Consider the following 25,252-nt stretch of genomic DNA (forward strand, 5'->3'; position numbering starts at 1 on the left):
CCTCTTTCAGACAGGATCCCAGGCAAAGACCTCTGCAGAGGTATCCAGAGGCATGAAGGAGCCCTTGAGCGCCGCCATTCCATGGTCTGCAATCGTTTCCGCAGTCCAGCCATCGGAACGGTGAACAGAGCGAACGGGGCGCGATTGCGACATCAGGAAAATCTCGTTCAACCGGATCGCAAACACCTGCCCTGAAACATTGGCCGCAGCGTCCGAGCCCAGAAAGGCAACCAGCGGCGCGATGGTTTCCGGCCCCATGCGACGGATTTTTTCGATATGCCTGGCCTGCTGCTCATTCTTCGCCGGGATCGTCTCGGTCATCCGGCTCCAGGCCAGGGGCGCAATGCAGTTGGAGCGAATATTGCTCTGTCGCAGATCCAGTGCCATGGCCTTCGACATCCCGACGATGCCAAGCTTGGCAGCGCAGTAGTTCGCCTGTCCACGATTTCCGATCACGGCGGAATTGGACGTCATATGGATATAGCTGCCGCTGCCCTGCTCACGGAAGTGATCCACCGCGGCCCGGCTCACGTTGAAAGAGCCGTACAGATGCACCTTGACCACAGCATCGAAATCTTCGGGGGTCAGGCGATGGAACATCTTGTCCCGAACAATTCCGGCGTTGTTCACCACAATGTCTATGCCGCCAAAGGTATCCAGCGCCTGCTGGACCATGCGCTGCGCACCTTCGTAATCAGCCACCGAATCCGTATTGGCAACCGCGCGCCCGCCTTGCGCGTTGATCTCCCCGGCCGCCACTGTGGCGGCATTGCCCTGCCGCTCCTTCCCGTCGATGGAGACGCTCAGATCGTTGACGACCACATTGGCCCCCAAGCCTGCCAGATGTACCGCTATGGCTTTTCCAATACCTGCGCCCGCGCCTGTGACAAGCGCCGTTTTCCCGTTCAACATCACTGCCTCTCCTTTGAAAGAATGGTGGTTGCCTGTGCGCTCAACACGCCGCCGTTGCCATGAACCAGCGCGATCTCCGCTCCCGTCACCTGACGTGGGCCGCATGCGCCTCGCAGCTGCCGCACGGCCTCGATCAATGCGAACATGCTGTACATGCCGGGATGCACGCAGGACAGGCCACCGCCGTTGGTATTCACCGGCAGCGCACCGCCGGGAGCAATGCGCCCGTCCGCCACAAAGGCACCGCCCTCGCCTTTCTCACAGAAGCCAAGGTCTTCCAGAAAAAGAACCGGGTTGATGGTGAAGGCGTCGTAGAGCTGCAGCACATCGATCTCGCTGCGGGACACTCCCGCACGTGCCAGGGCAGACCTTCCGGTCTCTCTTGCGGCTGTCACCGTCAGATCGGCCATGCATGAGATCTGGCGGTGGTAATGCGCCACGGCCGTGCCCAGCACATAAACCGGGTCTGCCGGGCCGTCGCTGGCGGCATCGGCCGCCCGGACCACAATGGCGCCGGCTCCGTCCGTGACGAGACAGCAGTCATGCACCGTGAAGGGCGAAGACACCTGCTTGGCCCCGAGCACATCCTCGATACTGAGTTCGCCCTTACGGAAAGCCTCGGGATTGAGATTCGCCCATTGCCGGGCGGACACGGCCACCGCAGCCAATTGCTCGCGCGTCGTTCCGTACTGGTGCATGTGCCGCATGGCCGCCAGCGCATAGCTCGTGGGCGGATTGAATGGCCTGAACGGATCCTCGAACGGATGGGGGTCCATGGCAGCGCGCGCCGGCGATGTGGCCGAGACACTCTTTCCACCCCGAGGCGTGGCACCGTAGGCAATCACGATATTGCTGCACAGACCGGCTCTGATCGCTGCGGCCGCAATCTGCAGATGCGCCACAAAGGCGGCCCCTCCGATCTGTGTGCTGTCGGAAAACCGCGGGCGAATGCCGACATATTCCGCGAGCTTGACCACCCACATGGAAGAACTCAGCCCGGCGCTCATGAAGCCATCGATCTCGTCGCAGGAAAGCCCTGCATCGGCAATTGCGCCATGAATGGCATGGGCACACACTTCCAGATCCGTCTGGCCACCGGCATCACCAATGCCGTAAGTGGCGCAGCCGGTAATGGCGATGCAGCCACGCAGCGCATCGTCCCAATCATCAATGCGAGCGGTCATTGCGCCTCCACGAACACCAGCCGCGTGGGCTGGCTGTCGGTATCCACACTGGCCTGAACCCTGGCCCCTATGCAGTCAGCCTGAAGCTGCATTCCCGGGCAGGTCGACATCATGCGAAACCCTTCATCCATGTCCACGAGCACCACGTTGTACGAAGGCTGCTCGCCCTTGGCAGGAATCGTGGAGTACGAATAGATGGTTCCGAGCAGATCCATCTCCACCCATCGATAGACCCCGCCCTTGCAGGACGGGCAATGGGTGCGAGGCTGGAAGAAATGCAGTCCGCAGGCTTGGCATTCCTGCACTTTCGGAACGCCCGTCGCCAGCTCCTGCAGAAAGCGCGCCTCGGGCGATTCATGCGACGGCGCCGATGTCGACTTAGTCATCCTTGACATTCGCTTCCTTGATGACGCGTGCCCATTTGTCGAACTCCGAATTCACAAACGAGGCATAGCCTTTCAGGTCCAGATCACCCGGCTCGGACCCTGTCGACTGGATGTAGGCGGCGGTGTCGGGATTGGCGATCGCCTTGCGAATCTGCTCATTGAGCTTTTGCAGAATCGGCCGAGGGGTTCCGGCCGGTGCGTAGACCCCCACCCAGGTGCTCAGGTCGATGCCCTTGTATCCGAGCTCGCTCAGGGTCGGCACCTGGGGGTATTGCCTGCTTCGCTGTGCCGAGGCCACGGCCAGAGCGGCAATGCGCTCATCCTTCAGGTAGGCGTCTGCGGTCACGGATTCGGAAATTCCGAACGGCACCTGCCCGGACACCAGATCGGCCATGGCGGGCCCAGCCCCCTTGTATGCCACATGCACCAGCGGCAACCCACTCTTCCTGGCAAGCACTTCACCAACGATATGCGGAGAGCCTCCCGCCCCCGCCGTGCCAAAGGGAAGCGTTTTGCGCTCGGCGGCAGCCTGCTTGAGCTGATCGAAGGACTTGATGCCCAGCTTCGAATTGACCAGCACCAGATTCGGGCTCACCGCAAAGAGAGCGATGGGATCGAAAGCCTTGCGTGCATCGTAGGGCAGCGACTTCTTGAGAGCCGGGTTGATCACGTGACTGGTGGCACCGACCAGGATGGTGTAGCCGTCCGCAGCACGTCGCGACACGTATTCCGTGGCGATCTGCCCCGTCGCACCGGCCCGGTTCTCCACGATAAAGGGCTGTCCCATGGCGACTTGCAGATCCTTTGCGACGCGGCGCGTGAGAATGTCCGTCATGCCGCCAGGCGCATAGGCCACCACCAGAGTGACGGGCTTCGCGGGATAGTCCGCCTCTGCCCAGGCGCCTGCGCCCGCCACCAGCGTGCAGGCCAGAAACAAAGCTCTTTTCATGTTGTCTCCAAGTTATGTGGAAGCTGCCCACTTGGCGAAACAGTGCAATTGCCACACCATGCGCACAGCGCTCAAGCACCGGACTGGCGCCGGTTCGCTGAGGCGATCACGAAGGACCGTTGCAACAAATTCTGTGAGGCCGCATTCATTTGCACAATCGACTAAATTTCATTAACAGATTCCCGCGAGGAATAAGTGAGCAAGCCGCTCTCGCCCGGAAAACAGGGGGCTGACAGCTCGTTCGAAGCAGCTCGTGACAAGGCAAAATTCGCGCTTTCTTCAAGCCATCGAATGGCCGCATCGAGTGGCCGCATCGAGTAGTCGAAGAGGCACTACGACAAGACAGCCCCTTGAGCTTGATCACTGGGGAGCACCGACAAACTCCTGGCGGGCCGTACTGCTCTGCCTCGAGCGCCATCAGCCCCTGACATTCGGCCAAAGAGCCGCCATCAGCGGCCACGAATTTCCATAGCGCGACGGGATCGCCTACATTCACACTTCACACCCGGTGCGTCCGGTCAGGCCCAGACCCTGGCCGCGCAGCCACCGCATCCTCAGCGTTCCAAGAAAGACCTGCCCATGAAATCCCGCGCCGCCGTAGCCTTCAAAGCCGGAGAACCCCTGCAAATCGTCGAAATCGACGTCGCGCCCCCCAAGGCTGGTGAGGTGCTGGTCAAGATCACCCATACCGGCGTCTGTCACACCGACGCCTTCACCCTGAGCGGAGATGACCCCGAAGGCATCTTTCCCGCCGTGCTGGGCCATGAAGGCGCGGGCATCGTGGTGGAAGTGGGCGAAGGCGTGACCAGCGTCCAGCCCGGCGACCATGTGATTCCGCTGTACACCGCCGAATGCGGCGAATGCCTGTTCTGCAAGAGCGGCAAGACCAATCTGTGCGTGGCCGTGCGCGCCACCCAGGGCAAGGGCGTGATGCCCGATGGCACGACACGCTTCAGCTACAACGGCGAGCCCATCTATCACTACATGGGCTGCTCGACCTTCAGCGAATACACCGTGGTTGCCGCCGTCTCGCTGGCCAAGGTCAACCCCGATGCCAACCCCGAGCAGGTCTGCCTGCTGGGCTGCGGCGTGACCACCGGTCTGGGCGCGGTCAAGAACACCGCCAAGGTGCAGGAAGGTGACACCGTGGCCGTGTTCGGCCTGGGCGGCATCGGCCTGGCCGTGATCCAGGGTGCCAAGCTGGCCAAGGCCGGCCGCATCATCGCCGTCGACACCAACCCCGGCAAGTTCGAGCTGGCCAAGACCTTCGGCGCCACCGACTGCGTGAACCCCAAGGACTTCGACAAGCCCATCCAGCAAGTGATCGTCGAGATGACGGGCTGGGGCGTGGATCACAGCTTCGAATGCATCGGCAATGTGGACGTGATGCGCGCAGCGCTGGAATGCGCCCACCGCGGCTGGGGCCAGTCGGTCATCATCGGCGTGGCTGGTGCCGGCCAGGAGATCAAGACCCGCCCCTTCCAGCTGGTGACCGGCCGCAAGTGGCTGGGTACGGCCTTTGGCGGCGTCAAGGGCCGCAGCGAGCTGCCCGGCATGGTGGAAGACGCCATGGCCGGCAAGATTCAGCTCGAACCCTTTGTCACCCACACCATGGGCCTGAAGCACATCAACGAAGCCTTCGAGCTGATGCACGAGGGCAAGTCGATTCGCTCGGTCGTCAACTACGCCGACGCGGAGTAACGCCCCCTGAGGCGCTGCGCCTTCCCCCCTCTTTATTCGGGAGGGGGACGACTGCATCACTGCGGGGCGGCAGGGCCGCCCAGGCCCTTGCTTGCTGTCCCTTACTAAGGATGTGCCAGTTTTAGTGCAATACCCTGTACTTTCAATTTCATAGCTTCTTGCGTATGAACTGACTGGATTTCAGATACAAAACTGCTGCAATCGCTTTACAAACAAGCGCTAGCAGCTTTTCTTTTAGGAGTAAGCGCCATGGAACTCAACAACGCCCACGCCTGCTTTGGTGGCGCCCAGCGCTACTACGAACACCATAGTTCCGAAACCGGCCTCGCCATGAAGTTCTCGGTCTATCTGCCCCCCAAGGCCGTGATGGGCGAGAAGGTACCGGCCCTGCTCTATCTGGCCGGCCTGACCTGTACCGAAGAAACCTTCATGATCAAGGCTGGAGCCCAGCGCCTGGCCTCCGAACTCAATATCGCCCTGATCTGCCCCGATACCAGCCCGCGCGGCGCTGGCCTGGCGGGCGAGGCCAACAGCTGGGACTTTGGCGTGGGCGCCGGCTTCTACCTGGACGCGACTACCCGGCCCTGGGCGCTGCACTGGCGCATGGAAAGCTACATCCTCAATGACCTGCTGCCCCTGGTCGGCAGCAAGCTGCCCGTGGACCTGCAGCGTCTGGGCGTCTTCGGCCACAGCATGGGCGGCCACGGCGCACTGACCCTGGCATTGCGCCACCCCGGCCGGTTCAAGTCGGTCTCGGCCTTTGCGCCGATTGCCAACCCCATCAACTGCCCCTGGGGCCACAAGGCTTTCAGCGGCTATCTGGGCGAGGACAAGGCCGAATGGGCCAGGCATGACGCCAGCGAGCTGATGGGCGCGCAAGCTTCTGCCCCCTACCCCGCAGGCATCCTCGTCGACCAGGGCCTGGCCGACAAATTCCTGATCGAAAAGCAATTGCTGCCCGAAGCCTTCGAAGCTGCCTGCGCCAAGGCCAGCCAGCCTCTCACGCTGCGCCGGCATGCGGGCTACGACCATGGCTACTACTTCATCCAGAGCTTTGTCGACGACCACCTGCGCCACCATGCGCAGCAGCTGAGCGCCTGATCCTGCAGGCGTGGCCCGGCCAGTGGCGCTGCCGGGCTCTTCTGCCAGGCCTCAGGCCAGGCCGTAATTCGATTGGCTTCCATCCGCGACGACCGCCCGGTGCCCGGCCTGCCGCTTGGCGGCATACAAGGCCTGATCGGCGCGGCGCATGATGTCCTCCAGGCTGCTGTCGGTCGGCATGAAATGCGCAATCCCGACGCTGAGCGAGGGCACGGGGTCAGTCGTGGCATACAGTTGCAGCGTCTGCCTCCCCACGTCCAGCAGCCCCCGCGTCAGGGTGGTGATCTCGGCAATGCAACGGCCTCCGCACAGCACGGCGAATTCATTGGCCCCCAGGCGACCGAACACATGCTCTGGAGCCAGCAGAGGACTCACGGCAGCTGCCAGATCGCGCAGCGCCTGATCCCCTGCGGTATGGCCCAACCCCTCATTGATGGCTCTGAAGTGATCCACATCAAAGCTCAGGAGACAGGCCGATAGGCCTTGCTGCCTGTGGGCCGCGTAGGCCTGAGCCAGCTCGCGCATAAAGCCCCGACGATTGCGCAGCCCCGTCAACTCATCGGTCAGGCTCTGCTCCTGCAGCTGTTGCTGCAGGCGCTTGTTGGCCGTGATATTGCCGGCTACCCAGACTACCGCCCGTTCACCCCAAAACTGCTCCTCCAGGGCGCTGATGCGGCCTTCGAACCAGATCGCCTCGGCCGGCCCGCCATCGGGCAGCCCCAACAGATCGGCTGCGCCGAGCTCGTACTCCACCACCAGCACCCGCTGGCTGCTCAGCGCCTCCCGGATCTGCTGCAGAAACCAGAGCGCCTTGGCAGGAGCCAGCACATCGGCAATGAACTGGCCGACCAGCGCCGTGGCGTCATGGCAGCAGCGCTGGTGTTTGCCGCCGAGGACTGCCGCATAACGTCCCGACTCCGTGAAGACGAAAGTGGGGTCCGGCAGGCCGCTACAGAGGCTTTTGTACTGGCGGGCAGTGAAAAATGGGTTGTCGGGCATGAGCGCAAGCAGAGCAGGATCGGGAAATTCGCGAAGAATCGTTTTTTCGACCGCCGGCAGTGACACGGGCGTACCTCATGCAAAGATAACCGCCTGATGGCGGCTGTGCTTTCATCTACATCAAACCATGAGTGATGCGCTCGCTTTCAATCAATCCTCGGAGCGCTCCGCTCTTTTCGCGCGCCGCTGCTGCTCGCGCTCATCGGCACGCTGAGTCTGTACATACAGCTGCTCCACCTGCTCGCGCGCCCAGGGCGTCTTGCGCAAAAACTTCAGGCTCGAGGAGATGCTGGGGTCCAGATTGAAGCAGCGCACGGGCACGCGGCGCCCTAGCTCGCGCCAGCCGTAATAATCCACCAGATCGGTAACGATGCGCTCAAGCGTCAGCCCATGCAGCGGGTTGCGCGGTTGTTCTTGGAAAGTCATGGGCGCATTGTCGGGGAATCGCCCTCCAAGCGTCTGCTCCGGGGACAAGCGCCAGGCGGTACAAGGCGCAAACCCTGTCCTGCGCAGCCGGGGACACCGGGAATGCGCCACGCCAATGACATGGATTTGGCTTTCCTGCGCAACGACAAGAGATCACACTTTTGCCAACCAGCCTGACAGGCGGCCAGCCTGACAGGCGGCCAGCCGCAGCGAGCGCGAACGCAGTTCGCCTCAATGGCAGTGACGAGGCGTGAAGGAGCATCGGATGTCCAACCAACAACAAGCCCCCGAAACCCGGGGGGTGGCAGTGCAAATGCTGGCCACGCTCGACCTCGGCCCCGAAATCGAAGGCATGGCCGGACGCCAGCTTCGCATGCGCCTGGTGACCATGGCGCCAGGCGGCGTCTTCGGCCCGCTTCACGACCACAAGGACAGACCCGGCATGGTCTACATCCTCGAAGGATGCATCACCGACCATAGAAATGGCGTGGCCACCGACTATGGCCCGGGCGTGGGCTGGCCCGAAGACAGAAACACCACGCACTGGCTGGAAAACCGTTGCGCCGTGACGGCGGTGGAGATTTCGGTCGACATCATCAAGCTGCACCCAGCTCCAGGCTAGGTGCCGTCGATCCAGGTGACTTCAAGCGTCGGCCACAGCCGAGCGGCAGCTCAGGTGGCGCGCGGTGCCTGCACTTCATAGAGCCGCAGATCCCGCTGCCCGATCCCCAGCTCCGGCCAGGCGGCGCGCCAGACCTGGATATGCGCGGATGCGAAATGTGCATCCAGCGCCGCCTGATCCGCCCACAGCTCCTTCACATGGATCAGCCCCGGCACCAGCACATCCTCGGCATAGCTGTACTCAAGACAGCCCGGCTCGGCACGCGAGGCTTCCACCATGGCACGCATGGCGGGTCGGGCAAGGGCCAGGTTTTCGGATGGCAAACGCACCGTCCCCACGATCAACAGCATGTCTTCTCCTCTTGAGCACAAGCAAACATCGTAGCAAGCAGCGCCAACTCGCTCTGCCCGGGCGCAAAAAAGGGAGGGCCATGCCCTCCCTGAAACACCTTCCACGCATTGATGCTGATCAGCAGTCCTCAGGCCCGCATGAAGGACTCGAAATAGGCGCTCAGTGCAGCGTGGTCGCCCAGGGGCAGAACCTGGGCCACATACTGGTCGGGACGCACCACCACCAGAGCGCCCTGCTGGCGGTCGATGCCGCGCAGCTCGAAGATGTCCTGACCGGCATTTTTCAGATCGGGGCTGAACACCTTTTCATAGTCGATCATTCCCAGCTGGCCCTTGGGGGGCAGCAGCAAGGCAGGCAGCGTCTCCAGCGCCACTTCGGTATATGCCTGAGGGAAGATGGCACGCAGATCAAAGATGCTGTCGATATCCTGGCCGGTTGGCGTGAAACGGCGCAGCGGCGATGCAGCGTCGCCTTCCAGGAAGCGGCACAGCGCCAGCAGGCCGGACTCGGGCTGCGCCAGGTCGTTCTGGCCTGCAAACGCATACAGGCGCCAGCGGCCATCGGCCTTGCCGCAGTGACCCAGTTGCACGGGCTTGGCATCACAGACGCGCACCACCGGTGCGGAATGGAAGCGCATGCCCACCGTGAAGCCGCTGGCCAGTGCCTGATGCGTGGCCTGCCCCGTCAGCAGCGAGGGCGCATAGTGCGTGCCCACGCCGGCCGTGAAACGGCCATGCTGTTCGAAGTACTTCTGGAATTCCTTGGGGTCCACTCCGCCCTGACCGCCTTCCTTGGCCGGGTCGCTGAACATCTTGGCCCATTCGCGGTCAAAGTCGATCAGTTGCTGAGCCACGACCTGGCGCTCGGAAGAATAGGTGTGCAGCAACTCGGGGGCACATTGCTTGCGCAGCACGGCGGCCAGCTTCCAGCCCAGGTTGAAGCTGTCCTGCATGGAGAAATTCATGCCCTGCCCGGCCTTGGGGCTGTGGGTGTGGCAGGCATCGCCGGCGATGAAGACGCGCGGCAGGGGCGAGTCCGGCGTGGGCACGGCATCGACCACATCGTCATATTTGGCGCAGATGCGCTGGCCGATCTCGTACACCGACCACCAGGGCACATTCTTGACCTCGAGCTTGTAGGGATGGAGCACGCGCTGGGCGGTTGCAATCAGCTGCTCCACCGTGATGTTGCGGCTGGCCACACGCTCGTCGGCATCGAGCTTGTCCATCTCCACATAAAAGCGCACCAGATGGCCGCCTTCGCGCGGGATGATGAGCACATTACCCTGCTCGGACTGAATGGCCACCTTGTAGCGCACATCAGGGAAATCCGTCACGGCCAGCACATCCATCACACCCCAGGCCTGATTGGCCGAATCGCCGACCAGCTGGCGGCCGATGGCCCGGCGCACATTGCTACGCGCGCCGTCGCAGCCCACCACATAGCGGGCCTGCACGGTTTCGATCTGACCGGCATGGGCGGCGTCGCAGCGCTCCAGCGTCACGGCGACCGGATAGTCCGCTGCGCCATGGTCGATCTTCACATCCAGCACGCGGCGGGCGTAGTGCGGCTCCAGACGGCTGGGCGAATTGCGCATGCGCTCCAGATAGTGGTCGTGCACGCGCGCCTGGTTCAGGATGACGTGAGGAAACTCGGACAGACCGTCTTCCGTATCCTGCACACGGCCATGGCGGGCGATCCGGCCGGGCTGGGCGGGATCAGGCTTCCAGAAGGTGACGTCGTTGATCCAGCAGGCCTCCTTGAGGATGGAGTCTGCAAACTCGAAGGCTTCGAACATTTCCATGGTGCGGCAGGCAATGCCGTCGGCCTGGCCCAGCTCCATCGGGCCTTCCTTTTGCTCCACGATGCAGGTACGGATATCCGGGAAGGCCGCCAGCTGCGCGGCCAGCGTCAGGCCGGCGGGGCCGCAGCCCACGATCAGCACATCGACCTGCGACGGAACGGCCTCGGTATGGGCAGGGGCCAGCGGCGAAGCCGGAGCGATCAAGGGGTTGCCGGGACGAAAACCGTTCAAATGAAATTGCATGGAGGCCTCAAGTTCTTCAGGTGCGCAGACGCCAGTGTCTGCCCAATCAGTACGCACACAAATAGTATGTATGCATACAAAATGCATGCATCGTATTATTCGAACCTTGAAATGCCAACCCCACCTAGGGAAAACCATGACTAACTCTGCACTGCCAAACGCTGCCTCAGACAGCGCCAGCAGCCACCCCTTCTTTCCACGCCTGGAGGTGGAAACCTTTCCCGGCCACGGCATACGCCGCCTGCAGCAAGTGGCCGTGGCCGTTTTCAGCCAGGCCACGGAAGCCTGGGGCGTGACGCCGCTGCAATTTGCCGTGCTGCAGAAACTGGTGCATCTGCCGGGCATAGACCAGCGCACGCTGAGCATGGAAGTGGGCTTTGACAAATCCACCATCGGCGGCGTGATCGACCGCCTGGAAGCACGCGGCCTGCTGTTGCGCCAGCACACGGCCAAGGATAGACGCGTGCGTCTGCTGTCCCTGACGATCGAGGGCGAAGCCCTGCTGGCAGACGCCGGCCCATCCGTGCTGCAAGCCCAGCAGCAGATGCTGGACCCGCTGAGCGAGACCGAACGCGAGCTCTTCACACAGCTGATGCGCAAGGTCATCGAGCATCACGAGCAGCTCGATCCCGAGGCGCAGACGCCCGCAGGCTGAGCCCAAACCGCAAAAAAAGCCCCGGGCCGTCAGGCCTGGGGCTTGGCTGTTCAGGGCCGGGCTTGCAACCGGGTCTGCAAGCTCCAGAGCCGAGTCCTAGAACGGCATTTTTCCGGCACGCATCTCGGCCGCGATCTGCGCCAGCACAGCTGGCAGATCGGCCACGCTGCGCACCACGTAATGGGCTCCAGCCTTTTTGAGCTTGGCTTCTGCCACGGCGACACGGGCCTCGACCTCTTGCTCGGGCGCACAGGCAAACTCCTGCACGCTATAACCAACCTCGTTGCCCGACAGGCTCAGGCCCACGGTCCACATGCCTGCGCGCAGACCCTCCTCAATGCCGGGCACGGTGTCGTCCACCTTCACGCAGGCACGCACATCGCCAATGCCCAGCGCCAGCACATTCGCCAATGCCATGAAGGGCCCGGGGCGACCACCGGCTTCCAACTCGTCGCCCGCCACCACATAGTCGGGCTTGAGGCCTGCGCCCTCGGCCTGCGGCAGCAACTGGTTGAGCACCTCGCGCGGGTAGCCCGAGCAGGAGCCGACCTTCAGGCCCTGGGCGCGCAGCCATTGCAGCGTCTGCACAGCGCCTTCAATGGGGGCCGAGAACTCGCCCACCTTGGCAATCTGCAAAGGCATGAAGCGTGCGTAGATGGCATCCACATCCTCATCGGTCGGCATCCGGCCAAAAGCGGCCTGCCACTGCGCAGCAATGCTCTCATCCTGCAGCAGCTGGTGGATATGGTCCCATTTGGACAGGCCCATGGGGCCGCGTGCCTGGGCCAGGGTGATGGTGATGCCGAAGCTGGCAAAGGCTTCGACAAAAATCTGCGTGGGTGCGAGCGAACCAAAGTCCACCAGCGTGCCGGCCCAGTCAAAGATGACGGCTTGCAGCGGTGACAGATCGGCGGCGGGCTGGGACAGCACCAGAGTTTCAGCTTGAGCGATGGAGTTCATGGTTTTCAGTGGTGGCTTCAAGAGGATGGAAAGCGGAAACAGGTTCAGGTTCCGGGACTCAGTTCAGAGAGCGAATGAAGTTACGGCCGCGCGGGCCGCTGGCGGCTTTTTGCACCATGGCGCTCCAGGCCTGGGGCTGCACGCCATAGTGGGCCGGATCGGTGGCAACGCCCAGACCTTGCAGAACGCCGCGCAGATGCTCGATGGCCGCGGCAGGCGTGCTGGCATCGAAAATGGAGAGCAAGGCCGCATCGGCCGCCGCGTCTGCACCCAGCGCCATCTCCAGCACCAGGGGCAGGCTGAACGAGCAGGCCAGCCCGTGCGGTACGCCATGCTGCAGCGTGATGTCGTAGGACAGCGAATGCGCCAGTGCGGTCTTGGTGTTGGAAAACGCCAGGCCGGCCATCAGCGCTGCCTCGGCCATCTCGCTGCGCAGCTGCGCGCTGCCCAGATCCTGCATCAACGCGGGCAGCGTGGCCAGGGTGCGGCGGGCAGACTGCACGGCCAGCGCCATGGAGACGGGGTTGCGGTTCACGTTCCAGATCGATTCCAGCGCATGCGACAGCGCATCCAGCCCCGAAGCCAGAGTGGCACCCGCCGGCAGGCTGAGCATCAGCTCGGCATCGATCACCGCGGCCTCGGGCCAGGTGCAGGACTGGTGTAGCGAATACTTCTGGCCGGCGGCCTGATCCCAGATCGTGGCCCAGGGCGTGACTTCGCTGCCGGTTCCGGCCGTGGTGGGGATGGCGATCAAGGCCTTGTGCCCTTCCTGCCCCAACTGGCCGCCCTGCTTGAGCAGCGCCAGCAGGTCGGCAAACCGGCCTGAAGGCGTGTGGCAGATCAAAGCCTTGGCCGAGTCGATGGCGCTGCCGCCACCCAGGGCCACGATCACGGGCACCTCGGCATGGTCACGCTGCACCTGCTCGTACAGCGGTGCCAGCCACTGCACATCGGGATTGGGGGCAATGCTGTCGATCACGCCGTGCAGCTGCGCTCCCAGCAACTGGCGCATGCGCTGCACCAGGCCCAGGCTCTCGGCCTCGGGAAAAGTGACCAGCAGGCAGCTGCGCCCGGCCAGCAAGGCCGGCAGCTGATCGAGACTGTTGCGACCCACGCTGATGTGCACGGGGTTGTGATAGGTCCACACGAGAAAGCCCTTTGACGTTTTTTGAGCGAAATCAGCCCTTGGCGCTTATGCAACAAGCGCTGATAGCTCATATTTTTGATGTTTTCAAGCGCTGCGGCGCACACCGGCACCGCAGCGAGATCAGTGGCGAGCGCCCTGCTGTATGCGGCTGCGCAGCCAGTTGGACGCCATGTCGGCGGCAATCACCATCACCGTGATGACGATGATGCAGGTCGCGGTCTCCTGGTAGCGGAACAGCTTGAGGCTGCTGACCAGCTCGAAGCCCAGACCGCCCGCTCCCACCATGCCCAGCACGGTGGCCGAACGCAGATTGACCTCGAAGCGGTAGAGCACCACGGCAATCCAGGCGGTGATGACCTGAGGCACCACACCGAAGGCGATGATCTGCAGCTGGCTGGCACCGGCGCTGCGCAGGGCCTGCAGCGGGCCGTCGTCGATCTCCTCGATCGCTTCGGCAAAGAACTTGGCCAGCATGCCCATGCCATGCAGGGCCAGGGCCAGCACGCCAGGGAAGGGGCCCAGGCCCACGGCCGAGACAAATACCAGCGCCAGAATCAGCTCGTTGATGCTGCGGATCACATTGAGAAACTGGCGCGTGATGCGGCGCAGCCAATGCCAGCCGTGCAGATTGCCGGCCGCCACAAAGGACAGCGGCAGCGCCAGGATCACGCTGAGCAAGGTGCCCCAGATGGCGATCTGTATTGTCTCCAGTGCCGGTGCCCACAGGCGCGGCAGCATGCTCCAGTCCGGCGGCACCGAGCGCGAGAGAAAGTCGCCAATCTGCGGCATGCCGCCCGCCAGCTCGCTCCAGCTCATCTGCGCGCCCGCAGCGCTCCAGTGCAGCACCCAGCCGATGACCAGGGCCAGCGCGGCATAGCCCAGCCAGCCGCCCGTGCCTTGCGGGCGTGCGGCCGTCCATTGCCAGCGGTCTGGCTGTTTCAGGCTCTGACTGTTCATTGCAGACCTCCTGCGACCGCAGCGGGCGACATCGCCCCGGGCAGCCAGTTGCCAGCTGCGGTGCTGCTGACATGCAACGCACCGCCCTGCTCTGTGGCATGTCCGGCGGGCTGCGGCTCGCCACTGTAGATGGCGTTGAGCGCGGCCTCGTCAAGCATGGCGGGCACGCCATCAAACACCATGCGCCCCTGGGACAGACCGACGATGCGATCGCCAAACTCCCTGGCGTAATCGACCTGGTGCAGATTGCAGACCACGGCAATGCCCAACTCGCGCGTGGCATCGCGCAGATACTGCAGCACGCTGCGCGCGGTCTTGGGGTCCAGGCTGGCTACAGGCTCGTCGGCCAGAATCACCTGCGGCTGCTGCGCCAGTGCACGGGCAATGCCCACGCGCTGCATCTGCCCGCCCGAGAGTGCCTCGGTGCGCTCATCGGCCTTGTGGGCCAGGCCCACGCGCTGCAGGCATGCGTCGGCCAGTGCGATATCGCTTTGCTTGAACAGCTGCAGCACCGAGGCCAGCGTGCCGACCTGGCCCAGCCGCCCCGTGAGCACGTTCTTGCGCACCGACAGACGCTGCACCAGGTTGTGGTGCTGGAAGACCATGGCCACATGGCGAGCCAGCTCACGGCGCGAGTGCCTGCGCATCAGATCGATGCCGCCCACCTGCAACTGGCCGCTGTCGGGCTGGTTCAGCCCGTTCATGCAGCGCAGCAAGGTGGACTTGCCCGCGCCCGACAGGCCCAGCATGACCACGAACTCGCCGGCCTTCACATCCATGTCGATGCCATGCAGCACATGGTTGCTGCCATAGCTTTTGCGCAGATTGCGGATGCTGATCATTTCATCTTCCCGAGGTCCAGGTTCAACGCCTTGGCGGTCTGGCGCACCACGTCATAGGCCTGATCGTTGGTGGGCGCAAAACCATTGAGCTCGCCACGGTCGCCCCAGGGCAGGCCCTTGATCTCGGCCAGTGCCGCAGCCACTTTCTTCTTGGTGGCTTCGTCCAGATTCTTGCGCCATGCCATGGGCGACTCGGGGATGTCCTTGGAGCGCCAGATGATCTGGAAATCCTCGGCCTTCACATGGCCCTTGGCGACGGCCGTCTGGAAGATGGGATCGGCCACGGCCGCCGCATCCACCTTGCCGTTGGCCACGGCCATGATGCTGGCGTCATGCGAGCCCGAGAAGATCACGCGGGAGAAATATTTGTCGGTATCGACGCCCTCGCCCTTGAGGCCGGCCTTGGGAAACAGATGGCCCGATGCCGAGCTGGGATCGACAAACGCAAAGGTCTTGCCCTGCAGCTGGGGCACGGTGGTCAGACCCTTGTCCTTTTTGCTGATGATGATGCTGTTGTACGAGCTCTTGCCCGACTTCTTGGCCACGGGAATGGCGAATGCCTCGGCATTTGCCAGCTGGCTGGCCAGCACATAGGAGAAGGGGCCGAAATAGGCCACGTCGATCTTGCCCGCGCGCATGGCCTCGATCACGCCGTTGTAGTCATTGGCCACAAAGGGCTTGATCTTCAGGCCGGTCTTGGCGGCCAGCTGGTCCATCACCTGCTGGCTGGCGCGCATCATGGCCTGGGCATCCTCGGAAGGGATCAGGCCCACGCGCAGCTCGGTGGGCTGCTGCGCCATGACGCCGGTGGTGGCGGCCAGGGTCAGGCTGGCGACTGCGGCTTTGAGCCATGTTTTGCGGGTCATCGTCACGGAATTCATCCTTTGCATGTGCGTGTGAAATGCAGCTTTTTTCCGGGCTGCCGTCGCACCGTCATTGCAGTGCGTTGACGCAAATGTTAGGGACGACATATGACTGTCATGTGAAGGTTTCAGAATCAGTTTTGACAGCTTCCATAGATAAAACCTTGAGATGACATTTGCATGAGCACCGCCCGCTACCGAGCTTTCATCGCCGTGGCCCAGCAAGGCAGCCTGAGCGCCGCCGCCCGCGCATTGGGCGTGAGCCAGCCCACGGTCTCCAGCCAGATCGCCACGCTGGAGCGCCAAAGCCAGATCGAACTCTTCCATCGCCAGGGCTATCGCATGACGCTGACCGGCGCCGGCCACAAGCTCATGACACTGGCGCAGAAGCTGCTCGCGCTGGAGTCGGAAACCGAATTCTTTCTGCGCGACTCGGGCCAGCTCAACCAGGGCGAACTCAAGATCGGCGCGGTGGGGCCGTTCCATGTGATCGAGATGGTGGCGGCCTACAGTGCCCGCCATCCCGGCATGAAGCTATCGATTCGCATGGGCAACTCGCAGCAAGTGCTGCACGATCTGGAGAACTACACCACCGATGTGGCGGTACTGGCCGGTCTGTATGACAGGCCCGAGCTACTGGCGCGCGAATATGCGCGCCACGCCATCATCCTGTTTGCCCATATCGACCATCCGCTGGCAAGGCGCGAGCAGGTCGAGCTGGCCGAGCTGCACGGCCTGCCACTCTTGCTGCGCGAGCAAGGCTCGACCACTCGCACGGCCATCGAAAAAGCGCTGCAGACGGCCGGCGTGAAGCCCCGCACCCAGCTGGAGATCGGCAGCCGCGAAGCCATACGCGAGGCCGTGGCGCGCGGCCTGGGCATCGGTGCCGTGTCCGAGGCCGAATTCATTGCCGACCCGCGCTTTCGGCCTGTACGCATTGCCGGCGACCCGGCCAGCACCACCACCTATGTCTATTGCATGAAGGAGCGCAGCGAAAGCCTGCTGGTGCGCTCCTTCCTCAAGGCCATTGACGGTAGCGCTGTCCTGCAGACCGCTCCAAAACCCTTGATCGCTCCAACGGCCAAGAAGCTGGCGTAATTCGTCAAACCCTCTGTCCCCCTTGCGCTGAAAATTTTGACAATGCTGCCCGGGCGCCTCGGCCCCAACTCTCGCCGGGACGGTGCGGCGGCCAGGCACAGCGGCATGCTGGATCAGTTGCCGGGCTGTCAAAACAAGAGGAGACAAAGATGAAACAAACCATGCCCTGGAAGGCCGTTGCCCTGGCTACCAGCCTGAGCCTGACTGCAGCTGCCATGCCGCTGACCGCCCATGCCCAACCCACAGCCTGGCCCGTCAAGCCCATACGCCTGGTGGTCGGCGGCCCGGCCGGCGGCAATGCCGACTCGCTGGCTCGCCTGCTGGCCGACGGCATGCAAAAGCAGCTGGGCAAGCCGGTGATTGTCGAATCCAAGCCCGGTGCGGCCGGCGTGCTGGCCGTCAACGACCTGCTTGCCAACGGCAAGGACGCCCATACGTTCTTGCTGATCCAGGGAGGCATCGTCGGCGAGACGCCGCTGGCCTACAAGGTCAGCTACCAGCCTTTCAAAGACTTGAAGCCGCTGGCCCAGCTCAGCCGCAACGGTCTGGTGCTGATTGCCAACAAGGACTTCCCGGCCAGCAATCTGCAGCAGCTGGCCGACTACGGCAAAAAGCAGCCTGACGGACTGGACTTTGCCTCCTACGCCACGGGCATGCGCGGCCATACCTCAGGCATGCTGCTCGGGCAGTTGCTCAATATCAAGATGAAGCACCTGGGATACAAGGGCTCTCCCCCGGCGCTCAGCGACCTCATGGGCGGCCATGTGCCGCTGATGATGGATGGGCTCACCACTGCCCTGCCCCTGATCAAGGCAGGCAAGGTCAAGCCGCTGGCCGTGAACTACCCCACTCGCATGGTGCAGCTGCCCGATGTGCCCACCTTCAAGGAACTGGGCTATCCGCAACTGGCCGAGGTAAGCTGGTTCGGCGTCTGGTCGCGCCCCGACATCCCTGCCGATGTGCAGGCCAGAGTCAGAGAGATTGCGCTGCAGTATTTCAAGCAGCCGCAGGTCGAGGCCAGGCTCAGAGATATGGGCATGGAACCCGGCACAGACGCCAGTTCGCAATCGCTGATGAACGAGCTGGAAAAGGCCTACCAGCGCCAGCAGGCCTTGCTCAAATCGATTGACTACCAGCCTCAGTAGCAGGCCGGGCCAGCGGGGCCTGACTCATGCCTGAGTTCGACTCGCTACTGCAGTCCTTTTCGGGGCCTGCACCGCCAACAAGACGGCAGACTCAGGGCTCGGACCGGTCAGGGATACACCACCGTGACGGTCGCCTGCGCCTGCATGTTTCCAGCTGGCAAGGTGCCAGCCTCCCCAGGCGCCCGGACATATTGCACGTAAAAATCATGAAAGAAGCTCGTGTTTGCCAGGGTCAGCTGGTTGGTCACAGCAGGGGGATGGAGCGGAAGGCTGCTGCCCGTGGGCGCGATGCCAAACTGTACGGGCTCGTTGTTGGAGCCCTGATACAGCCGGAGGTTGACCTTGCTCGCCAACTGCCCGGTGCCATTCAGATAATTCTTGGTCGCACCGGCCGCATTGGTGTCGGTGAAGTAGATGGAATAGCTCGCTCCGTCACCGCAATTGATCGCACTGATATTGAACCGCGTCTCGCTGCCTGCCCCCTCCGTGCGGGCAGACCCATTGGCCGGAACCCTGCCGGTGGTAGAGAGATTGAGCCCAACGGTCTGATTGAGATTGGCAACCGGAAACTGGCAGGTCGGCGTCGGCGGCTTGGGCAACTCGGGCAGCGCGATGATGCCACCTGAGCCCATTGCCTGCGCAAAGTCCGAAATGACGGGGGAACATGCCTGGTTCGTGATCGGCGCGCTAAGGTCGGCGATGAAGGGCATGATCTGCATGCCTTTCAAAATTGCCTCGCGCGAGAAGTCGCCTCCGCCGCCTGCGTAGGTCTTGACATCAGTCACGACAAGCTCGAACTTCCATTTGATTTTGAACTTCTTCGTGGGGACATTGGATGCGAACGTTCCGGTCACGAAGTTGAATGCGTTGCCAGTGACGACCGCGCCCGGCGACTTGCTCTGGTTGTTGATCACCCCATCTTGAACGTTGTCGGCACCAGCCCAGCTCCACCGCAGGCCCAGGCCCGGAAACGTGGCAAGCGGAAAGGTCTGGTATGCGCCCGAGGCGCTTTGGGGCGCCAAGGTCGTGAGCGCCATCGTGAAATTGGCCAGCGTATTGGTGGCCGTGATGGTCTGGCTGAAGGTGACATCGGCAACTGCCACACCGTTCGCAATGCCGGCGAGGTCGGATTTGAGATTCCAGCCATTCTCACGCACCATGGGTGCCACGGTGCATTGCTGCCCGTTTGCTGCAACGGCATTGGGCACATGCAACGCACCGGCAGTCACGGCACAGACCGCCATAGCCTTGGCGAACCAGATCCAGCGCAAGGACTGGCTGTCAGGCATTGCAGACGAATGGAAGCTGTTTTTCACAATTCGATTTCCTTAGTTCTGTGCCCAATGAAAGGCAATATGAGAGGCAGTCGGTGTATAGGCGAATGCTATAGAGCGAGCGACTACTCATGACTAAGATCAATCCGAATCTGAATTTGAATCAATAACAGCTGTATCAGACCGGGCATTTGCAGCGCCTCGCTGGGCAACCGTTCAACCGGCCAGACCTTTTGTATTCACGGCCAGGCGCTAATGGCAGGAGCTATCGCAGGCGCTTATAGCTGGCCTATGGCGACCCAGGCAAAGGCCGTCAGGATGAAAATCGCCAATCGGCAACCCCGGGCCACCCAGCCAGCACACAGGCACGCTGGCGCTGATGAATGAGCTGCAGAAGGCCTGTCAGCGCCGGCAGACCTTGCTCAAACCCATCGAATTACCAGCCCGGCTAAGCAACCACCAAGACAAGGCAGGCACCGCTGCGGCCAATGGTCACAGCCCACCTCTGCCGCCATGGCAGGCGCATGGCGGCACAAGCCCGGGCCGATCACCGGGGCTGCCAGGCTCGTGTTCCGGGCCGACAATGTCCGGGCAGGGGCAGCCGCATCCCCTGCGGCGGCGGCCCTGCCTGCAGCCGCCATACCCATGATCTGCTTTCCCGGTGCGGGCGGGCGGCACAGGTGCACGCGGCGGCCGCAACGCCAGCTTTTCCAGGCGACGCTTCAGCCGCTTCAAGCGCTCCAGCCAGGATCGACGCCCGGCGAGGTGAATGGCTGGCTCGCGATGCGCCGTCCATGCCTCAACATCGCGGCAACGGAGCATGCCTGGCCACCGCGCGCGAAGGCGGCGGGTGCTAAAGACGGATAAAAAGCGAGTTCTCATGAATCAAGCACCGTATGTCGGCACATGGTCAGTGCAATGCACTGATGGTTCTTCACGTCTGCCCTGACAGGCGGCCCGTGAGCGCTGCGGCGCTCCCTGTCTCTCCAAAAGAAGGCCTGGTCTGACCGCCTCTTGGTTAATGGCCCGAGGGTCTTATGCCGACTCCAGCTGCTTCATCAGATGCCGGCGCATCAGCTCGGCCATCTGGCGCGCCAGCTCGCCATCCACACGCCACAGACCTTGGCTGGTCATGATTTCGAAGCCGCTTTGCATGGCCGGTACATGGCGGCTCAGGCTATCGCCGATCAGCTGTGCTTGAAGGCTGGCAGCCTGCGCCTGCGGCACAGAGGCGGGGGAAGCAGCGGGGTCGGGGTCGGGGTCGATCTCGGCATCGGGTGCAGAACCCGGGCATTCCACGATCTGCTCGAAGAGACTTGTTTTCATATCAATACCTCAACGTGGTCTACCGGTCTGGTGGCCCGGTAGCCGCCATGGCGCAGAAACGTCACCTGTTTGAGGTGACGCTTCTGGGACTCCAGCAAGGAGCGGGCTGATACGCGCAGTTTGGCAAGCGCATTAAGCGGCGCCAGCTTGCCGGCGCTCAGGTCACTAACGACGCTCAGGGATAGACCACCGTGGCAGTGGTCTGCGCCGACAGCGTTCCCGCCGGAATGATGCCGGCGTAGCCAGGGTCCCGAACATATTGCACATAGAAATCGTGCAGGAAGTTCGAGCCCGCCGGGGTATTGTTGTTCGCCACGCCAGGGGCACGGCTTGGCACGGTGCTGCCCGAGGGCGCGGAACCATACTGAACGGCGGTGCTGTTGCTGCCCTGGTACATCCTGAGATTGACCTTGCCCGCCAATGCTCCGGTGCTGCTCAGGTAATCCTTGTTCGCCCCAGCCGCATTGGTGTCGGTAAAGTAGATGGCGTAATTGCTATTGGCACCGCATTGGTTCGCCTGGAGACTGAACCGCGTCTCAACCGCTGCCCCCGCCGTACGGGCAGAGCCATAGGCTGCCACCCTGCCGGTCGTCGAGTAAGTGAGCGGAACCGTCTGATTCATGGAGGAAATCGGAAACTGGCAGGTCGGCGTTGGAGGCTTGGGCAGCTCGGGCAATGCGATGGCTCCGCCAGCGGCCAGTGCCTTTTGAAAGCTGACGTTGGTGTTGTAGCACGACATGCGTGTATTGCCGTCATAAATAATGGGAATAACAGACGTCATGCCCTGACTCAGATTCGTTTCTCTCATGAAGTCGCCAGTGCCGCCCGCGTAGACCCTTACATCGGTCACCACAAGATCCATCCTCCATAAGAATTTCATTTTCCTGGTGGTGAAGGCATTGCCGGTGGAGAAGTTCGAAGTGCCAAAATTTGCTACGGGGTTAGCAATGACTGTCCCGACAAGGGAATTAAAAGCATTCGGGCTAAGGTCCGCGCCTCCATCGTTGACATAACCAGCGAAGCTCAACCTTAGCCCCAGGCCTGGAAATGTATCCAACGGAATGGTCTGATAGGTCCCCGCCTGGGGTCTCGCAATCAAGAGATACACCTGATTACCAATGACCGTCTGTGAGGCCGTGGTGGTCTGGCTGAAGGTGGCATTGGCAATCGAAACATTGTTGGCAATACCGGAGAAATCGGACGTGACAACCCAGTTTGTCTCCTTGACCATATCGCCATTGGTACATGTTGGTGTCGCCAAGACAGCGGGCGCATACAGAGCACCTGCAGTCATGGCGCTGGCTGCCGCGGCCTTGGTCAGCCAGCCCCAGCGCTGGGGCTGGCTGGCAGGAGATGAGGACGGATAAATACGGGCTTTGATGGATCGAAACATGGATCGAACTCCTTGTGAGGTACGGTGAACTTGGGCCTAGGCAGCGGGATCAGGACCCCTGCTTGGACACAAGATCGGGATCGGTGGCCTGGGCCACGCCGGATCCGCTTTTGTTGGTAGGGGTGGGCACAGGCTTGGCATCAGTACAGCTCAGCGCCATGCGCTGGTAGTTCTCGCCCTGCTCCTTGGCGGGCAGGTCGTAGCCGATACGGCACTCCTGCTCTTCCCAGATGACGCGCAACTGGCCCTGGGCCTGGTCCTGCTCCAACATGGTCAGCACGCGCCCGCGGGTGTCGGTAATGCCGAGTCGGCTGCCGTCGGCGCCTTCCACAATCGCGCCAAACGGCATGGGGGAGCCATCGGGCTGGGTCAGCTCGAACTGCACACGGCGGCCCTCTTCGCTCTTGAAGGTAGCCAGCGGTACCGCGCCGCGACGCGGCACGACCTGCTCCATGCCGCCTTCGATCTCGACGTCGGCACTCAAGCCAGTGGCATCGATCGCAATCCAGTTGGCGCGATAGGGAACGGCATTGGGAATCACGGCATAGCCGTTGTTGCCCGTTGCCACGCCGCGGTAGCTGGACACCCGCACACCGGGCACCGCTGGCTCGACCTGGGCCAGTGCAAAGGTTTCGCCCACGGGCTGGCCAAGGTTGATACCACCCTGGTGCGCAACGATGGAGCCGCTGGCCTGCACCGAAGCGGTGTTCGAGCGGTTGCCGTAGGAATAACCTGCATTGAGCACTGCCATCGAGGTGGAAGCCCCCAGGAAGGCGGAGGCCGAGGCATCGCCATTCACATCACGCTGCCCCATCACCGAGTAGCTGATGTCGCGGTCGTTCGGCAGCCTGCCGGAAATACCCGTCTGCACATTGGTGCCGGCCTTCTGGTGGCCCACATTGGTGTACATATTGGGGGCGTTGCTACCCTTGCCCAGCGGGAAGGTAACGGACAGAAATACACCCGTATCGCTTTGGCGGCCGCTCGCATACTGCGCGCTGGCCACATTGCGCGAATGCGTGAGGCTCACGTTGAAAGAAGCGGGCCCCAGGGTGTTGCTATAGCCGGCCGACACACTGTTGGACTTGGAGCCATCCCAGTTGCGACCTGCCGTAGCACTGGTGTAGATGCTGCCGTAACGCGTGCCGACGCCCAGGTTCTGGCTCAGATACATGCTCAGCTGGCTACGGGGCAGCACGGAGCGAAAGCTCAGCCCGCTTTCATTGCCAGCCCAGTTCCTGGCCTGGACGTGATCGTTGAGGTTGCGAAAGCCCTCGTTCAGGCTTTCCTGGGCCGTGAACGAAACCTGGGTCGCAGTGCTCTCGAAGAACTTGCGGTAATTGAAGCGCAGGCGGCTGCCGGAATTGGTGTCGCCGTTGACACTGCTGCGCGAATGTGCGGCGTCCAGCGAAAAGGCACCGACCGTGGTGTTCAGGCCCGCGCCTCCCGAAAGAATCTGGTAGCCCGGGGCCGCCTGCATACCGCCCGCCAGGGTGATATTGCTGGTCAGACCGTAGAGAGCCGAGGCGCTGCCAAATGCCGGCGTGCTGCCGCCGTTGTAGTTGTTGCGAAACTGACCGACCGTGGCGTCGTACTTCAGACGGCCTTCACGCACCATCAGCGGCGGAGCAGAAAATGCCTGAACCGAGACGCGGCGCCGGCCGTCGGCCTCGACAACGGTGATTTCCAGATTGCCGTTGGTGCCCGAGGGAGCCAGATCGGTAATCTCGAACGGGCCCGGGGCCACATTGGTGCTGTAGATCAGAAAGCCGTTCTGGCGCACTTCGATGGTGGCATTCGACTCGGCGTTGCCACGGATCACGGGTGCATAGCCCTGCATGCTGTCGGGCAGCATGGCGTCGTCGGAGGCCATCTGCACACCGCGAAAACGCACGCTGTCGAACAGCGGAGATGCGGTGTAGGTCTCGCCCAGCCAGAGCTGGCTGCGCAGATCGGTCAAATCGCGCTGAATATAGGTGTTCTGGCTGCGGAACTGGGTCGATTGCTGCGAGCCGCTGCTGAGGTAGGAGTTGTTGCGGAAATGCCAGGGGCCAATATTGACGCCCATGTTCAGGCCCAGATTGGTGCTGCGCTGGTCGGCCATGCCGCCCGAGTTATTGGTAAAGCGCGAGCTGAAGTTGTAGTTGGCAAAGGCCACGGGCACGCCCTCGCTCCACTGCGACGGCTCGACATAGCCACGGCGTGCCTGGCTCATATAGACCTGGGGAATGTTCAGGTTCAGACGCAGGCGCGCTGCATCGAATTGCGCGGTGGCTTGAGGAATCAGCTCGGGCAGGCGCAGGCAGGACGGGTCCTGGCTGGCAGCCTGCTCCCAGTCGATCTTGGCCATATCCACGCCGGCCTGCGCCAGCATTTCCTTGGTAAGGCAGGGCTCGACCTCGCCCGTCTTGGCGTTCATCGTGAAGTTCACGTCGATACGGCTGGTCTGCAGCGTGTTGACCAAAAGGTCGACGCGGTAGTTGCCGGCAATCACCTCACTGCTGGACAGCAGGGTCTTGACGTCGACGCTGGCCCCCAGGCCTTGCAGGAATGCCGTACTGAAGCCCTTCATCACACCCTGGCTCAGGGCAGCATGGTCCAGCGCGGCCACTTGCACGGGCGCCTGGTTGGGGGCGGCGGCATTGACCACAGGTTGCACGGCAGCTTGCTCACCCGTAGACGACAGAGCCAGCTGCGCTACCATCTGCGCCGGTTCAGTTGCAGGTGCAGCGACTTCTTGCGCAAAAGCCCAGAAGGGCAGAAACACGCCCAGCGAACCAAACAGAATCTGGTACAGCGGGTTCAGGCGAAACGAGGTGTGGTTGCCGTGGGACGGCGCAAAGGGAACCTTGGACTTCAGCTTGCTCATGATCGAACGCTTGGGGATAGTGAATTTCGGACAAAAGTCCCCACC

At 62.6% G+C, this 25,252-nt stretch carries 23 protein-coding genes; 6 read left to right on the forward strand and 17 right to left on the reverse strand.

Features of this window, described 5'->3' with window-relative positions:
* Positions 1 to 6: 6 nt before the first annotated feature.
* Genes F3J24_RS16600 through F3J24_RS16615 form a run of 4 tightly spaced genes read right to left on the reverse strand, consistent with a single transcriptional unit; the run spans position 7 to position 3,431 of the window.
* On the reverse strand, positions 7 to 912 hold the full coding sequence (locus tag F3J24_RS16600) for an SDR family NAD(P)-dependent oxidoreductase (RefSeq protein WP_167008645.1): 906 nt from the start codon (positions 910 to 912) through the stop codon (positions 7 to 9).
* Positions 912 to 2,096: an acetyl-CoA acetyltransferase gene (locus tag F3J24_RS16605; RefSeq protein WP_167008648.1), complete on the reverse strand. Its 1,185-nt coding sequence runs from the start codon at positions 2,094 to 2,096 to the stop codon at positions 912 to 914. The genes F3J24_RS16600 and F3J24_RS16605 overlap by 1 nt, the downstream gene beginning before the upstream one ends.
* Positions 2,093 to 2,482: a Zn-ribbon domain-containing OB-fold protein gene (locus tag F3J24_RS16610; RefSeq protein ID WP_167008650.1), complete on the reverse strand. Its 390-nt coding sequence runs from the start codon at positions 2,480 to 2,482 to the stop codon at positions 2,093 to 2,095. Before F3J24_RS16610 ends, F3J24_RS16605 begins: the two co-directional genes overlap by 4 nt.
* A complete protein-coding gene (locus F3J24_RS16615; RefSeq protein WP_167008653.1) occupies positions 2,475 to 3,431 on the reverse strand; it encodes a tripartite tricarboxylate transporter substrate binding protein in 957 nt (318 codons plus the stop codon). Before F3J24_RS16615 ends, F3J24_RS16610 begins: the two co-directional genes overlap by 8 nt.
* A gap of 579 nt (positions 3,432 to 4,010) precedes the next feature.
* Between F3J24_RS16615 and F3J24_RS16620 the strand changes: the two genes are divergently transcribed.
* On the forward strand, positions 4,011 to 5,132 hold the full coding sequence (locus tag F3J24_RS16620; RefSeq protein WP_167008656.1) for an S-(hydroxymethyl)glutathione dehydrogenase/class III alcohol dehydrogenase: 1,122 nt from the start codon (positions 4,011 to 4,013) through the stop codon (positions 5,130 to 5,132).
* A 249-nt stretch (positions 5,133 to 5,381) separates the two neighbouring features.
* The gene (gene fghA / locus F3J24_RS16625; RefSeq protein ID WP_167008659.1) at positions 5,382 to 6,233 is read left to right on the forward strand and encodes an S-formylglutathione hydrolase; all 852 of its coding nucleotides are present in this window, start codon (positions 5,382 to 5,384) and stop codon (positions 6,231 to 6,233) included.
* A 51-nt stretch (positions 6,234 to 6,284) separates the two neighbouring features.
* On the opposite strand, the gene F3J24_RS16630 is transcribed toward fghA, so the two are convergent.
* Complete coding sequence (locus F3J24_RS16630; protein WP_240154351.1) at positions 6,285 to 7,232, reverse strand: GGDEF domain-containing protein; 948 nt, start codon at positions 7,230 to 7,232, stop codon at positions 6,285 to 6,287.
* 150 nt (positions 7,233 to 7,382) lie between these two features.
* Positions 7,383 to 7,658, reverse strand: a complete 276-nt coding sequence (locus F3J24_RS16635; protein ID WP_167008662.1) for a VF530 family DNA-binding protein — start codon at positions 7,656 to 7,658, stop codon at positions 7,383 to 7,385.
* Between the two features lie 265 nt (positions 7,659 to 7,923).
* Between F3J24_RS16635 and F3J24_RS16640 the strand changes: the two genes are divergently transcribed.
* Complete coding sequence (locus tag F3J24_RS16640; RefSeq protein ID WP_167008665.1) at positions 7,924 to 8,280, forward strand: cupin domain-containing protein; 357 nt, start codon at positions 7,924 to 7,926, stop codon at positions 8,278 to 8,280.
* A gap of 50 nt (positions 8,281 to 8,330) precedes the next feature.
* Here the strand turns inward: F3J24_RS16640 and F3J24_RS16645 are convergent, their stop codons facing one another.
* Positions 8,331 to 8,630, reverse strand: a complete 300-nt coding sequence (locus F3J24_RS16645) for a putative quinol monooxygenase (RefSeq protein WP_167008668.1) — start codon at positions 8,628 to 8,630, stop codon at positions 8,331 to 8,333.
* 128 nt (positions 8,631 to 8,758) lie between these two features.
* A complete protein-coding gene (locus tag F3J24_RS16650) occupies positions 8,759 to 10,678 on the reverse strand; it encodes an FAD-binding monooxygenase (RefSeq protein ID WP_167008671.1) in 1,920 nt (639 codons plus the stop codon).
* A gap of 136 nt (positions 10,679 to 10,814) precedes the next feature.
* Between F3J24_RS16650 and F3J24_RS16655 the strand changes: the two genes are divergently transcribed.
* A complete protein-coding gene (locus F3J24_RS16655) occupies positions 10,815 to 11,333 on the forward strand; it encodes a MarR family winged helix-turn-helix transcriptional regulator (RefSeq protein WP_167008674.1) in 519 nt (172 codons plus the stop codon).
* Positions 11,334 to 11,429: 96 nt separating this feature from the next.
* Here the strand turns inward: F3J24_RS16655 and phnX are convergent, their stop codons facing one another.
* The 5 genes from phnX to phnD all read right to left on the reverse strand — a co-directional run bounded on the left by phnX (position 11,430) and on the right by phnD (position 16,105).
* Positions 11,430 to 12,293 (reverse strand): phosphonoacetaldehyde hydrolase, encoded by an 864-nt coding sequence (phnX, locus tag F3J24_RS16660; RefSeq protein ID WP_167008677.1) that lies wholly within the window; start codon positions 12,291 to 12,293, stop codon positions 11,430 to 11,432.
* Positions 12,294 to 12,351: 58 nt separating this feature from the next.
* Positions 12,352 to 13,440 (reverse strand): iron-containing alcohol dehydrogenase PsrA, encoded by a 1,089-nt coding sequence (psrA, locus tag F3J24_RS16665; RefSeq protein ID WP_167008679.1) that lies wholly within the window; start codon positions 13,438 to 13,440, stop codon positions 12,352 to 12,354.
* Positions 13,441 to 13,560: 120 nt separating this feature from the next.
* Positions 13,561 to 14,397: a phosphonate ABC transporter, permease protein PhnE gene (gene phnE / locus F3J24_RS16670; protein WP_167008682.1), complete on the reverse strand. Its 837-nt coding sequence runs from the start codon at positions 14,395 to 14,397 to the stop codon at positions 13,561 to 13,563.
* A complete protein-coding gene (gene phnC / locus F3J24_RS16675; RefSeq protein WP_167008685.1) occupies positions 14,394 to 15,239 on the reverse strand; it encodes a phosphonate ABC transporter ATP-binding protein in 846 nt (281 codons plus the stop codon). The genes phnE and phnC overlap by 4 nt, the downstream gene beginning before the upstream one ends.
* Complete coding sequence (gene phnD, locus F3J24_RS16680) at positions 15,236 to 16,105, reverse strand: phosphonate ABC transporter substrate-binding protein (RefSeq protein WP_205244849.1); 870 nt, start codon at positions 16,103 to 16,105, stop codon at positions 15,236 to 15,238. Before phnD ends, phnC begins: the two co-directional genes overlap by 4 nt.
* A 177-nt stretch (positions 16,106 to 16,282) precedes the next feature.
* On the opposite strand from phnD, the gene F3J24_RS16685 reads away from it, so the two are divergent.
* Both F3J24_RS16685 and F3J24_RS16690 read left to right on the forward strand, forming a co-directional pair.
* Positions 16,283 to 17,200: a LysR substrate-binding domain-containing protein gene (locus F3J24_RS16685; protein ID WP_167008691.1), complete on the forward strand. Its 918-nt coding sequence runs from the start codon at positions 16,283 to 16,285 to the stop codon at positions 17,198 to 17,200.
* 149 nt (positions 17,201 to 17,349) lie between these two features.
* Positions 17,350 to 18,345, forward strand: a complete 996-nt coding sequence (locus F3J24_RS16690; RefSeq protein WP_167008694.1) for a tripartite tricarboxylate transporter substrate binding protein — start codon at positions 17,350 to 17,352, stop codon at positions 18,343 to 18,345.
* 107 nt (positions 18,346 to 18,452) lie between these two features.
* Here F3J24_RS16690 and F3J24_RS25165 read toward each other — a convergent pair whose 3' ends face one another.
* The 4 genes from F3J24_RS25165 to F3J24_RS16710 all read right to left on the reverse strand — a co-directional run bounded on the left by F3J24_RS25165 (position 18,453) and on the right by F3J24_RS16710 (position 25,207).
* Positions 18,453 to 19,661: a fimbrial protein gene (locus tag F3J24_RS25165; RefSeq protein WP_167008697.1), complete on the reverse strand. Its 1,209-nt coding sequence runs from the start codon at positions 19,659 to 19,661 to the stop codon at positions 18,453 to 18,455.
* 993 nt (positions 19,662 to 20,654) lie between these two features.
* Positions 20,655 to 20,945 (reverse strand): hypothetical protein, encoded by a 291-nt coding sequence (locus F3J24_RS16700; RefSeq protein ID WP_240154352.1) that lies wholly within the window; start codon positions 20,943 to 20,945, stop codon positions 20,655 to 20,657.
* A gap of 175 nt (positions 20,946 to 21,120) precedes the next feature.
* A complete protein-coding gene (locus F3J24_RS16705) occupies positions 21,121 to 22,338 on the reverse strand; it encodes a type 1 fimbrial protein (RefSeq protein WP_167008700.1) in 1,218 nt (405 codons plus the stop codon).
* Positions 22,339 to 22,387: 49 nt separating this feature from the next.
* Positions 22,388 to 25,207: a fimbria/pilus outer membrane usher protein gene (locus F3J24_RS16710; RefSeq protein WP_167008703.1), complete on the reverse strand. Its 2,820-nt coding sequence runs from the start codon at positions 25,205 to 25,207 to the stop codon at positions 22,388 to 22,390.
* Between the last annotated feature and the right edge of the window lie 45 nt (positions 25,208 to 25,252).

Origin of the sequence: Comamonas sp. Tr-654, from assembly GCF_011752915.1 — a bacterium.
Taxonomy (GTDB): domain Bacteria; phylum Pseudomonadota; class Gammaproteobacteria; order Burkholderiales; family Burkholderiaceae_C; genus Comamonas.